The sequence below is a fragment of the Nonomuraea basaltis genome (assembly GCF_005893125.1).
GTDB lineage: Bacteria > Actinomycetota > Actinomycetes > Streptosporangiales > Streptosporangiaceae > Nonomuraea > Nonomuraea basaltis.
Map to the genome: position 1 here is coordinate 60,513 of NZ_VCJS01000043.1, position 12,176 is coordinate 72,688.

10 protein-coding genes and 2 pseudogenes are annotated in these 12,176 nt (G+C 70.7%); 4 read left to right on the forward strand and 8 right to left on the reverse strand.

Features of this window, described 5'->3' with window-relative positions; all coding sequences use genetic code 11:
• Positions 1–235 precede the first annotated feature (235 nt).
• The 3 genes from EJK15_RS21680 to EJK15_RS21690 are packed head-to-tail and all read left to right on the forward strand — an operon-like array spanning position 236 to position 3,908.
• A complete protein-coding gene (locus EJK15_RS21680) occupies positions 236–1,402 on the forward strand; it encodes an acyl-CoA dehydrogenase family protein (protein WP_138712281.1) in 1,167 nt (388 codons plus the stop codon).
• Entirely contained in the window at positions 1,399–2,421 is a 1,023-nt protein-coding gene (locus tag EJK15_RS21685; RefSeq protein ID WP_138712282.1) for an acyl-CoA dehydrogenase family protein, read from the forward strand. Before EJK15_RS21680 ends, EJK15_RS21685 begins: the two co-directional genes overlap by 4 nt.
• Complete coding sequence (locus EJK15_RS21690; protein ID WP_138712283.1) at positions 2,421–3,908, forward strand: AMP-binding protein; 1,488 nt, start codon at positions 2,421–2,423, stop codon at positions 3,906–3,908. The genes EJK15_RS21685 and EJK15_RS21690 overlap by 1 nt, the downstream gene beginning before the upstream one ends.
• Here the strand turns inward: EJK15_RS21690 and EJK15_RS21695 are convergent.
• The 6 genes and pseudogenes from EJK15_RS21695 to EJK15_RS21720 form a co-directional block, all read right to left on the reverse strand.
• On the reverse strand, positions 3,890–5,011 hold the full coding sequence (locus EJK15_RS21695; RefSeq protein ID WP_206061023.1) for a C45 family autoproteolytic acyltransferase/hydrolase: 1,122 nt from the start codon (positions 5,009–5,011) through the stop codon (positions 3,890–3,892). The two genes, EJK15_RS21690 and EJK15_RS21695, sit on opposite strands and share 19 nt — an antisense overlap.
• Before the next feature lie 53 nt (positions 5,012–5,064).
• On the reverse strand, positions 5,065–6,021 hold the full coding sequence (locus EJK15_RS21700; protein ID WP_138712284.1) for a helix-turn-helix transcriptional regulator: 957 nt from the start codon (positions 6,019–6,021) through the stop codon (positions 5,065–5,067).
• A 16-nt stretch (positions 6,022–6,037) separates the two neighbouring features.
• Positions 6,038–6,937 carry an NADP-dependent oxidoreductase gene (locus tag EJK15_RS77645; protein WP_420847080.1) on the reverse strand — a complete coding sequence of 300 codons (900 nt, stop codon included), beginning with the start codon at positions 6,935–6,937 and terminating at the stop codon, positions 6,038–6,040.
• A 15-nt stretch (positions 6,938–6,952) separates the two neighbouring features.
• Positions 6,953–7,864, reverse strand: a pseudogene (locus EJK15_RS77650) (zinc-binding dehydrogenase); the annotation flags it as partial.
• A 38-nt stretch (positions 7,865–7,902) separates the two neighbouring features.
• Positions 7,903–8,256 carry a VOC family protein gene (locus EJK15_RS21715; RefSeq protein ID WP_138712285.1) on the reverse strand — a complete coding sequence of 118 codons (354 nt, stop codon included), beginning with the start codon at positions 8,254–8,256 and terminating at the stop codon, positions 7,903–7,905.
• An 81-nt stretch (positions 8,257–8,337) separates the two neighbouring features.
• Positions 8,338–9,774, reverse strand: a complete 1,437-nt coding sequence (locus EJK15_RS21720; protein ID WP_138712286.1) for an Nramp family divalent metal transporter — start codon at positions 9,772–9,774, stop codon at positions 8,338–8,340.
• 416 nt (positions 9,775–10,190) lie between these two features.
• Here EJK15_RS21720 and EJK15_RS21725 point away from each other — a divergent pair, with 416 nt between their 5' ends.
• Entirely contained in the window at positions 10,191–10,589 is a 399-nt protein-coding gene (locus EJK15_RS21725; protein ID WP_171074450.1) for an SSI family serine proteinase inhibitor, read from the forward strand.
• Between the two features lie 62 nt (positions 10,590–10,651).
• Here the strand turns inward: EJK15_RS21725 and EJK15_RS21730 are convergent, their stop codons facing one another.
• Together EJK15_RS21730 and EJK15_RS21735 are read right to left on the reverse strand one after the other, a co-directional pair.
• Positions 10,652–11,680, reverse strand: a complete 1,029-nt coding sequence (locus tag EJK15_RS21730; protein ID WP_138712288.1) for a dipeptidase — start codon at positions 11,678–11,680, stop codon at positions 10,652–10,654.
• A 128-nt stretch (positions 11,681–11,808) separates the two neighbouring features.
• Positions 11,809–12,176, reverse strand: a pseudogene (locus EJK15_RS21735) (4-hydroxyacetophenone monooxygenase); the annotation flags it as partial.

Genomic DNA, 12,176 nt, shown 5'->3' on the forward strand with positions numbered 1-12,176 from the left:
TCCTCGTGTGTGGACACTCTTAGTGATCATGGTAACGATGGCATCTAATGCACTCTCGATCAGGGCCGAAAACCTTTCAGTACCCGTTCTGCCGCGCCATCAGTCCTTTCTGACCGGCATCCGCGGCATGAAACCGGGCCCCGGTGTCCGGTGGCGCCGGCCAGGCAGAGCAATGCTCTATGCGTCGTGCGGCGGCCTGGCTAGAGTAAGTGGGCACTGATACCAAGGAGACGATGTGGACCTTGCTGAGTATCGGCGCGCGGCCAGGGCCTGGCTCGAGGAGAACGCTCCATCGGACGACCACCCCGCGGCGGACGGCATCACCCGGGCCAAGGAGTTCATGGCCAAGCTCTACGACGCCGGCTACTCCGGCATCACGTGGCCGAAGCGGTGGGGCGGCCAGGGGCTGACGGAGGCGGAGGAGCACGCGTTCGCCGCCGAGGCCCGCGACTTCTCGCTTCCCATGTACGTCTTCTCCATCGGCCTCGGCATGACCGGCCCGACGCTGGTCGACCGGGGCACCGACGAGCAGCGCGAGCGCTTCGTCAGGCCGCTGCTGCGCGGCGAGGAGATCTGGTGCCAGCTGTTCTCCGAGCCGGGCGCGGGCAGCGACGTGGCCAGCCTGCAGACCAGGGCCGTGCGCGACGGTGACCACTGGGTCGTCAACGGGCAGAAGGTGTGGACCTCGGTCGCCCACCACGCCGACTGGGGCCTGCTGCTGGCCCGCACCGAGGTGGAGGTGCCCAAGCACAAGGGGCTGACCATGTTCGTGGTGGACATGCACCATCCGGGCGTGACGGTCAGGCCGCTCAGGGACATGTCCGGCAAGGCCAACTTCAACGAGATCTTCCTCGACGACGTCACGATCCCCGACGAGCACCGCGTGGGCGAGGTCGACGACGGCTGGAGCGTGGCCGTCACGACGCTGCTGCACGAGCGGCTGTCCATCTCGGCGGGCGTGGGCATGGGCGGGCAGAAGGACAATCCGGCCTCGCTGGAGGCGCTGCGCCGGGCGGTCGACACCAGTGACCCGCTGGTCCGCGACCAGCTCGTCGAGCTGCACATCCGCAGCCGCGCGCTCGCGCTGTTCAACCAGCGCCTCGCCCAGGAGGCCAGGGCCGGGATCTTCCCCGGCGCGCGGGGGAGCGCGGCGAAGCTGCTGCTGGCCGAGCTGACGCTGTTCCAGGCGGACCTGGCCACGCAGCTCGTCGGCCCCGAGTCGGTGCTGGCCGGCCATCCCCTCGCCCAGGCGATCTCGCTGGCCCCGGGCATGGCGCTGGGCGGCGGCACCAACGAGATCATGCGCAACATCGTGGGCGACCGCGTGCTCGGCCTGCCGCCCGAGCCCCGCGTGGACAAGAACGTGCCGTTCAAGGACCTGAAGGTGGGGACGCAGGGGTGAAGCTCGTACTCAGCCAGGAGCAGCAGCAGCTACGCGAGTCCGTACGGTCCTTCCTGCGCACGGCCTCGCCCCTCCCCAAGGTCCGCGACGGCTACGACCCTCAGGTGTACGCCCGGCTGAACGGCGAGCTGGGCCTGTCGGGCCTGATCGTCCCCGAGGAGTACGGCGGCGCGGGCGCGGGCCTGGCCGAGCTGGCGGTCGCGCTGGAGGAGACGGGCGCGGCCCTGCTGCCGGGACCGTTCCTGGCCACCGCGTTCGCCGCGATCGCCGTCACCAAGGTGCCCGACAAGGAGCTGCTGGCCGGCATCGCCGAAGGCCGGATCGCGGCCACACTCGCGCAGGATGAGGTCGCCTACGACGGCTCGGCCGTGCACGGGACGCTGACGCAGGTGCTCAGCGGCATGGAGGCCGACGTGCTGGTGGTGCCGGCGCGGACCGGCGACGGCGTCGTCATGGTCGCCGTCGAGCTGACCGCGCCCGGCGTCACCAGGACCGCGCTGGAGACCCTCGACCTCACGCGCGGCCAGGCGCGGGTGGTCATGGAGGGCGCGCCGGGCAAGGTGCTCGGGCCGCCGCCGGAGAGCGGCATCGGGGACCGGCTGTGCGTGGCGCTGGCGGCCGAGCAGCTCGGCGTGATGCGGGCGGCGCTGGACGCCATCGTCGCCTACGCCAAGATCCGCGTCGCCTTCGGCCGCTATATCGGCTCTTATCAGGGCGTCAAGCACAAGCTTGCCGACATGCACTGCAAGCTCGAACAGGCCGAGTCCATCGTCAGGTACGCGGCCTGGGCCGCCGACGAGTCGCCGGACGAGCTGCCCGGCGCCGCCGCGCTCGCCCAGGCGTACGTCGGTCGTGCCTGCTTCGAGGTGGCCCGCGACCACCTGCTGCTGCACGGCGGCATCGGCTTCACCTGGGAGCACGACGCGCACTTGTACTACAAGAGGGCCAAGGCGGACGAGGTGCTGCTGGGCCCGCCCCGGATCCACCGCGCCCGCCTCGCACACCTGCTGGAGCTGTGATGGACGTCAGCGAGTTGCCCGGTTTCTACGCCATCGCCGCCGCCGACCCCGACCGCCTCGCCGTGATCGACACCGACGGCGCGGAGACCACGTACGGCCGGCTGCTCGCCCGGGTCAACCAGGTCTCGCACGGGCTCAGGGCCCGCGGGCTCACCACGGGCGACGTGGTGGCCGGCGTGCTGCCCAACGGGATCGACGCGGTCGTCATGATCATGGCGACCGGGCAGATCGGCCTCTACTACGTGCCGATCAACTGGCACCTGACCGACCCCGAAGTGGCGTACATCCTGGACGACTGCGACGCCAAGATCGTCGTCACCGGCCCCGACTACGCCCGGCCCGGCGCGGAGATCGGCACGGACAGGCTGGCCGAGGGGCAGCCGGCGGACGCGCCCGAGGACCGCACGGCCGGGGCGGTCATGTGGTACACCTCCGGCACCACCGGCTTCCCCAAGGGCGTGCAGCGGCCGCTGCCGGGCGCCGCGCCCGAGGGGCTCGTGCCGCTGTACACGTGGTTCCTCGGCGAGGTCGTGGACCTGCGGCCGGGCGACGAGGTCCACCTGGTGACCTCACCGATGTACCACTCGGCGCCGTGCGCGCACACCCAGTTCGCGCTGCACCTCGGGCACACCGTGGTGATCACGCCCAGGTTCGAACCGGTGAACATTCTGGAGCTCGTCGAGCGCTACCGCGTGTCCAACGCGATGATGGTGCCGACCATGTTCCACCGCATGCTGCAACTGCCGGAGGACGTCCGCGGCAAGTTCGACGTCTCCAGCCTGCGCCAGGTGATCCACACCGCCGCCGCCTGCCCGGTCGCGGTCAAGCAGCAGATCATGGACTGGTGGGGGCCGGTGCTCTACGAGTACTACGGCTCGACCGAGTCGGCGATCGCGTTCGCGGTCAAGCCGCACGAGTGGCTGGCCAGGCCGGGCACCGTGGGCCGGCCCGCGCCCACGTTCGAGGCCAAGATCCTCGATGAGGCGGGCATGGAGCTGCCGCCCCGCGAGCCCGGCCTGATCTACGTCAAGTCCAGCCTCGGGTCGTTCGAGTACCGCAAGGACCCGGCGAAGACGGCCGCCAGCATGCGGGGGGAGTGGTACGCGCCGGGCGACATCGGGTTCCTGGACGAGGACGGCTACCTGTTCCTGTGTGACCGGCGTACCGACCTGATCGTCTCCGGCGGGGTGAACATCTACCCCGCCGAGATCGAGGCCGCCCTGCTCGAGCACCCCGCGGTGGCCGACGTGGCCGTCATCGGGGTGCCGGACGAGGAGTGGGGCCACAATGTGGTCGCGCTCGTGCAGCCCGCAGAGGGGATCGAGCCGGGGCCCGAGCTCACCGCCGAGCTGCTGGAGCACTGCGGGCCGCGCATCGCCAAGTTCAAGCATCCGAAGGTGGTCGAATACCGCTCCCGGCTCCCGCGCACCCCCACGGGCAAGTTGTCGCGCTCGAAGGTCCGCGAGACCTACCTCGCGGAGCTGTGAAACACCAGCTCCTCGCTGTAGCGCCGGCCGTCGCCCAGGTAGAAACGGGTCGACAGGGTACGGTCGGCGGTGTCGAAGACGGTGCTCCACAGCGTGCGGAACGGCACGGCGGGGTCCTCGGCCTGCTCGACCGCGGTCAGGCTGTCGCGCAGGTCCTGGTGTGACAGGGCGGCGCCCTTGCTGCGCTCGTACAGCGTGCGCAGCCGGTGGAAGGTGCCGAAGCTGTGTTCGCTGTCCGCGGGCAGGTTCATCGGGTCCGGGTTGCGGTGCAGCAGGTGGTTGGTGACGCAGAGCGGGCCGTCGCCGAACTCGACGATGTGCTCGCTGCCGTCCCTGCCGCGCTCCCACACGAACGCCTGTCCGTGCGCGTCGGCCACCAGGTAGTGCAGCGGGATGCCGTAGTCGTAGTGCTTGGCGCCCAGCAGCGCCTGCTTGGCCTGGTCCACGTTCTCGCAGGTGTCGACGAGGAACCTGGGCAGCTGCACGCTGGCCAGCCCGACCTGCGGCGTGGCGCTCTCCGGCGGCGCGGCGGTCTCGAAGTCGGCGACCAGCAGCATGACCGCCAGCCCTGCCGAGTTGATGCCGTCCATGCAGCCGTCGAGTTCGTTCATGGTGATCACGGTCGAGGACAGGCCTTCGTCGGGCACCGTCGTGATCACGTACGGGCGCGAGGCCATAGGCAGCTCGCCGGGTCGCGCGGCGCCGCCCATGATCTCGCTGGTGGTCGCAGGGAAGAAGTCGTAATTGCGGCCCACCCGGCCATGGCCGTCCGTGGCCGCCGACGGCGGGATCCACAGGGCCGAGCAGCCCGAGCCCTCGGGGATGTAGCTCAGGCCGTCCAGGGCCAGCTCGTCCTGGTCGGGATCGAGGCCGAGGGCCGCCGCCGCGCCGTCCATGCGGGCGTGGTGCTGCGGCCAGTGCCGCTCGAACCAGCTCCGGCGGGCCCGGCTCACGACCGGATCGACCGGCATGGGGGACCAGCCGAGCCTGCGCGCCTCCTCGGCGAGCGCCTTGCCGATCTCGAACTGGCCGCCGGTGAGCGTGAGGTGGTGCACGAGCTGGAAGTCGTCCTTGCCGCCCGCCACGCGTGTCATGTTCTGCATGCCACCGAGCCTGCGGCCGCGCGCTGACCGGCCCCTTACCGGCCGCTGACGGCCTATTGACCGGTGACGGCGCGGCGGTAGCGCTCCGACAGCCGCAGCACGTGCTCGGCCAGCTCCGGCGGGTCGAGCACCTCGAAGTCCACGCCGATGAACCCGATCCACACCGCCATGCCGTTCAGGTCGTCGCCGCCCAGCTTGACCAGGCAGGTGGCGTCGTCGACCGGCTCCACCTCCAGCCCGAGCGGCAGCGCGGTCATCTGGCCGGCCGGGGCGTGCAGCAGCACCGTGGCCCGGTAGCGCCACATCGCCGTGTTGACGCCCTTCTCCACGTACGCCGCCACGTCGCCGTTCTCCGGCAGCTCGCGCGGGGTGAACCGCGGGCCGCCCGGCGTGCGCGGGCGCACCCGGTCCACCCGGAACGTCCGCCAGTCCTGCCGCTCGACGTCATATCCCACGAGGTACCAGCGGCTGTGCCGGTGCACCAGGCGGTGCGGTTCGACGTCTCGGACGGTCGTCTCGCCCTCGTGGCCGGTGTAGTCGAAGCGGAGCCGCTCGTGGTCGCGGGCGGCGTTCGCGATCGTGGTCAGCACCTCCGGGCGGACCGACGGGCCCTTGCCGGGGATCTGCACGGTGTACGCGTTGAGCGCGTTCACCCGGCGGCGCAGCCGGGACGGGAGCACCTGCTCCAGCTTGGCCAGGGCGCGTACCGAGGTCTCCTCGATGCCCTCGACGCCGCCGCCCGCCGCCCGGCCGAGCCCGACCGCGACCGCCACGGCCTCCTCGTCGTCGAGCAGCAGCGGCGGCAGCGCGGCCCCCGCGCCCAGCCGGTAGCCGCCCGCGACGCCCGGCGTGGCGTGCACCGGGTAGCCCAGCGACCGCAGCCGCTCGATGTCGTTGCGGATCGTCCTGGTCGAGACCCCGAGCCGGGTGGACAGCTCGGGGCCGGACCATTCCCGGTGCGCCTGGAGGAGGGAGAGGAGTTTGAGCAGGCGGGCGGAGGTTACCAGCATGGGCACAGTGTGCCTGCTAATGCGGCAAGGAAGCTTCCGTGTTCATGAGGATCTTGCCGCGGAAATGCCCCTCCTCGCTGCGGCGATGCGCGTCCGCGGCCCGCTCCAAGGGGAACACCTCCGCGATCGGCATCCGTACGCCGTCCTCGGCCGGAACGGCTGCGCGCACTCCGCCGCCGGAGGAGAACCGCACGCCGAGCCGGCCCGCGCCGGCCGGGTCCGCGATCGTGATCACCTTGTCCGGGTCGCCGGCGAGCTTGACCGACAGCTCCAGCTCGCCCCGGCCCGAGGCGTCCAGCACTCGGTCGATCGGCTCATCGATGCGTTCCTCCAGGCCGTCGCCGTAGGGGACAGGGTGGACGCCGAGGCCGCGCAGGAAGTCGTGGTGGCGCTCGCTGGCCGTGCCGACGACCCTGGCCCCACGGGCGATGGCCAGCTGCGCGGCGGCCAGGCCGACACCGCCCGCGACCGCGTGGATCAGCAGCGTGTGCCCGCTTCGGAGCCCGAGATCGCGCAGCGCGCGGCGGGCCGTTCCCAGCGCGACGGGCAGCGCCGCGGCCTCCTCGTAGGACAGGGTGTCGGGCTTGGGCGCCAGCGCGCTCGCCTCGGCGATCGCGTGGGTGGCCGCCGCGCCGGTCGCGACCTGGCCGAACACCGGCCGGCCGAGCCGCCACTCGGTGACCCCCGGGCCGAGCGCGTCGATCGTGCCCGCCAGCTCGATCCCGGTGCCCTGCGGGCCGTCGGTCTCGGTGCCCGGATCGCTGCCGCGGATCTTCCAGTCGAGGGGGTTCACCGCGGCCGCTCTGACCGCCACCCGCACCTCGCCGGGTCCGGGCCGGGGCATCGGGATCTCCTCCAGCTCCAGCACCTCCGCGCCGCCGTGGGTCCGGTAGCGCACGGCCTGCGCGGTGACCAGCAGGAGTGCCTTGCCGACCAGCTCGCGCGCGGCCAGCGCGGCGTGCGCCTCCCGGGCCCGTTCCAGCGGCACGGCCAGCCCGACGACGGTCGTCAGCCTGCCCGCCGCCGCCTCCTCCATGCTCTGTTCGGCCAGGCGCTTGAACTCGGCGGGAGCGAACTGGACCTGTTCCATACCGATCACCCGCACGCCCCGCCGCTCCGCCTCCGCAGGGTCCACCGCCGCCGCCGAACCGCTGGGCACTCCGTGGGCGAAGAACCTTCCGCCCGTCCTGACCAGCCGGAACGCGGTCCCGCCGACATCGCCGCCGACCCCGTCGAACACCACGTCGAACGCGCCCGCCAGGTCCGCGTAGCCGATCACTTCGCCGGCGCCCGCGCCGGCGGCGGCCTGCCGCTTGGCCGCGCCGTGGGCCGCGGCGGTGACCCGGGCCCCGGCGGCCCGCGCGAGCCGTACGAGCGCCAGCCCCAGCGCCCCACCGGCCCCGGTGACCAGCACCCGCGCCCCGGGCTCCAGCTCGGCCGCCCCGACCAGGCTCAACGCCGCCGGCCCCACCTGTACGAGCGCCGCCGCCCGCCACGAAGGCACCCCGTCGGGCACCGCGACCACGGTCTCGACGTCGGCGACGACGCGCTCGGCGTACCCACCGCCGGACACCAGCGCGGCCACCCGCCGCCCTGTCCACCCGGCGTCGACCCCGTCGCCCACCGACACCACGCGCCCGGCCACCCCGGTGCCCGGCACGTACGGCGGCTCGCCGGGGAACCATTCGCGCCCCCACCCGGCCCGCAGCTGCGCCTCGATGGACATGACGTCCACCACCGACACGCCGATCACCACCTGCCCGGGACCCGCGACCGGATCCGGCGCCTCGGCCACCTGAAGCACCTCGGGCCCGCCGAACTTCGTCACCTCGACAACTCTCATGGCCCGAGTCTCATACCTCAAGCAGAGTTGAGGTCAAGTCAGCTCAGGTCGTACGCCGTCTCATGGCGAGGCTCGTACAGCCCCAGCCGCCCGCCCCCGGGCAGCATGATCGCCGTGAGCAGCCCCCACCCCTGGTCGCTGACCGGCGCGGCGAACTCCACCCCCTTGGCCCGCAGCTCGTCCATCGTGCGCTCCAGGTCGTCGCACATCAGGTAGAGCTCGTGGATGTCCGCCCCGTCCGTGGGATGCACGGCCACCTCCGCGGGCGGCAGCTTGAAGATCAGCCAGCCGCCGCCCACCTCGGCGTACGGGTAGCCGAGCACGTCACGGATGAACGCCCGGTCGGCGTCCGCGTCCCGGCTGTAAATGATCAGATGCGCTCCGTTGATCATGCTTTCACGATACGCCGGACGGCCGCCGAATCCGTGGAAGGTGCCCGCCCGCTTCTGCCGGGCGGGCACCGGGGGTGAGGGTCATCCTCCGCCGAACAGCTTCTGCGCCTGCTGGATGAGGGTCAGCACGGTCAGCGTGCCGAAGAAGGCCACCGACCAGATCAGCGCCCCGAGCCGGTAGGAGCGCACCTTGATGGCCTCGGGCAGTGCCCGCCGGTTCAGGATGATCAGCAGGATCGAGTACACGAACATCATCACGGCCGCGAAGCTCGCCGAGAACACCAGCAGGATCAGCGGCTGGTCGAACCCGAGCAGCAGGATCAGGATCCCGACCAGCACCAGCGCCCAGACCGTCAGGAAGTAGATCCGGTCCACGGTCACGGGCCTGTCGCGCAGGTAAACCGTCTTGATCATGTCGGAGGCCAGCCGCGAGGTGTAGTCGACGATGCCCATGGCCGAGGCGAACAGGGCCAGCGCCCCGATCAACCAGAACAGCACCCCGAACCACGTGCCGACGGTGCTCTGCAGCGCCTCGCCCTCCACCTTCAGGAAGCCGATGCTGTTGGCCAGCCCTTCTCTGCCGAAGACGGTGGAGTACGCCAGCATCGACATGAGCGCGATCGTCACGAACGACACCAGCACGAACGTCCACGCCTGCTCGACGTTCGCGAACCGCCACCACTGCCGCCACCGCGCCAGGTTCTCCTTCGTCGGCGCGAACTGGTAGCCGGTCGCGGGCGCCGCCTCCTCCTGCCCGGTCACCGGGCTGACCAGGCGCGGCACGTACAGGCCCATGCCGAAGCCCTTGTCGCGGATCCAGTTGCTCTGGCACAGGTTCTGGCCGCCGCCCGCGCCGGCGTACGCGATGGCGCCCATGAGCACCGCGAACTCCAGATCAGGCACCGGGAACTCGGCCCCGACGCTCAGCCCCCTGCCGAGCTCCAGCCAGCTGTCGGCGGTGATCGCGAACACGATCGCGACCACGATCAGCGTCACCACCAGGGCGATCTTCACGAAGATCACTCGTTCCAGCGCCGTGTAGATCACCGGCGCCAGCGTCAGCCCGAGCGCGATCACCAAGAGCATGCCGATCGCGATCCACCGGACGGCGCCCGCGCCCGACCCGGTCAGGTAGGTCACCATGGTCGCGGACGAGGTCACCCAGCCGGGCCACAGGTTCGAGCCGAGCGTCATCAGGACGAAGAAGAGTCCCCAGTGCCGCCACATCCGGCTGAACCCGGTCAGCGCGGTCTCGCCGGTGGCCAGGGTGTAGCGCTCGATCTCCATGTTGAGGAACCACTGGGTGATGATCCCGATGGCGGCTCCCCAGACGAACACGAGCCCCACTTGGGAGGCGATGTACGGCCAGAGGATGAATTCCCCCGAAGCCAGCCCCACCCCGGCGCCGACCAGGCCTGGGCCGATGACGCGCCACTTCGATCGGGGGGGTTCGGGTAGGTCGCGGACGGTGACGGGTGGTAGGACGCGCGCAGGAACGGTCGGGATGAACTCCGCCATGCGGTCTCCTTGTTCGGCTTACCTTGCCGTCACATTACAGAGACCTGAAACGCTCGTGGAATAGCCAGTTAACCACCTCCGCGTATTCGCACCGATCCGTAAATCGCACCACTTGTCCGGCAGCGCGGGAGTTGCTGGAGTAGGCACACCCGCCGACAGCGTCGATGAGCACGACGTTGTGTAACCGGGACCGCCGCGACGGCGACCATGTGCACGCTGTCAAGCGCCGGGAATCGCGTCACGAGCTGTCTGTCCTGCACGGTGAGCCGATAGGCCGACCAGCATAGATAGCACTATGTAACTGCACTATTACGCGCAGATTGCTTGCCTGCCTCCAGTCGCATGCCGATCACTCACTGTAGTCATTTGAGGTGCGTCGTCCCATGCCGGGACGTCCGTTGACCAGGGAGGTTCCCATGACACTCGTGCTGACCACCGCTCGCAGGATGGCCGCGCTCGGACTCTGCGCCGCCGCGGTCCTGGCCACGCCGTTCGGTACGCTCCCGGCGACCGCCGCCGCCTCGGGCGCGGAGCTGTACATCACCGTCACCCCCGCCGACGGCGGCGCGTACGCGATGCACCTCACCTGCGACCCGGATGGCGGAGCCCATCCTCGGCCGGTCGCGGCGTGCGACGTGCTGCGCCAGGTCGACGGGTGGATCGAGGATCTGAATGTCGACCCAGGCCCATGCCCGTTGATCTATATGCCGGTGAACGTCGACGTCACCGGCCATTGGTCCGGGCGGGAGGTGTCGTACCACCACGTGTTCCCCAACAGTTGCGTGATGGAGAGGACCCTCGGCCCGGTCGTGTAGCCGCGGCCGCCGGCGCGTTCGGCTGAGGAGCGAGCCTGCCTGATCGGTGGGGGAACCCCCGATCAGGCCAGCCGTTCCCCGAAGAACCGGTGCACATTCCCTCCGATGATCTTCATGACGTCCTTCTCCGGCAGGCCGCGGCCGAGCAGGCCCTCGGTGACCATGGGCAGCCCCGACGGCCCCGCCAAGCCGGGCACCGCGGACCTCGGGTCCACGCCCCTCGTGTTGATCCCTTCACAGCACGGCGCCGTCAGATCGTCCATGACCTCGCGGATGAAGTCGGGGCCGAGGCCGACATGATCGATGCCGGCGACCGCCGCGACGTGCTCGATGTGGTCGAGCAGGCGGTCGAGCGTCATGTCCTCCTTCCGGTCGGCGAGGAAGGGGGCGAAGAAGTTGACACAGATCACGCCTCCGGTGGCGGCCACCCCGCGCAACTGCTCGTCGGTGAGGTTGCGGTGGTGGTCGCGCAGCGCGCGGGCGGAGGAGTGGGTGGCCATGACCGGTTTGGTGGCCAGCTCCAGCACGTGCTCGACACCGGACGCGCCCAGATGGGAGATGTCGAAGACGATGCCGAGCCGCTCCATCTCCGCCAGGGCGGCGACGCCGTGCGAGGTCAGCCCGCTGCCCGTGGCGTCCTCCCCGCTGCCGTCGGCCAGCGGCGTGCGGCCGAAGTGCGCGATGGACGCCACCCGCACGCCCAGGCGGTGCACGGTGGAGATCAGCTCGACGCTCGTGTCGATGCCCGGCATGCTCTCCAGCGCGAGCACCAACGCGATCCTGCCCTCGTCGAGCGCCCGGTCGATCCCGGCGGCGTCGAGGCAGATCCGGACGTGGTCGGCGTTGCCCTCGGCGAGCACGTGCGCGCACTCGATCATGCGCAGCGTCTGCCGCAGCGCACCCTCCGGCAGGTACTGGTCGTCGATGAAGACCGGCAGGACCTGCAGATCGACGCCGCCCTCGACGAGCTGTGGCAGCCATCTCTCGCGGAAGAACGAGGCCCACTGCCCCGGCGGCCGGGCGGTGACGGCCATCAGCAGATCGTTGTGGGTGTCGGCCACGACGGCGCGCCGGTGGAGGGGAAGCGTCATGCCTTCGACGTTATCGCGTGCGCCCGACCTGCACCAATGCGTCCTGGGTCTGATCTTCTGGATCACTTGTCCGACTGCGGGCCGACCCGTCCCGCACCATGTCCACCTGCAGGCTGACCCGCCCGGGCCTACCCCGCAGGGACGGGCCGGTAGGCGTTGACCGGCGGCTTGGCCGTCAGTCTGCGGTAGAGCGTCGTGGGGCCGGGCCAGTTGTTCGTGACGCGGCCCTCCGCCGTTTTGTACCAGCTCTGGCACCCGCCGCCCCACACCATCCGCGCCATCGCCGTGTCGAGCCGCCTGCTCCAGGCCGCCATGACCTCGGGCCGCACCTCGATGGGGCCGTGCCAGGACAGGTAGGGCAGGCACGACATGATGTGGTTCACCTGGCATTCGATCATGAAGATGATCGAGTTGTGGCCGAGGTTCGTGTTGGGGCCGTACAGCAGGAACATGTTCGGGAAGTTCGGCACCGAGATGCCCAGGTACGCCTCCGCCC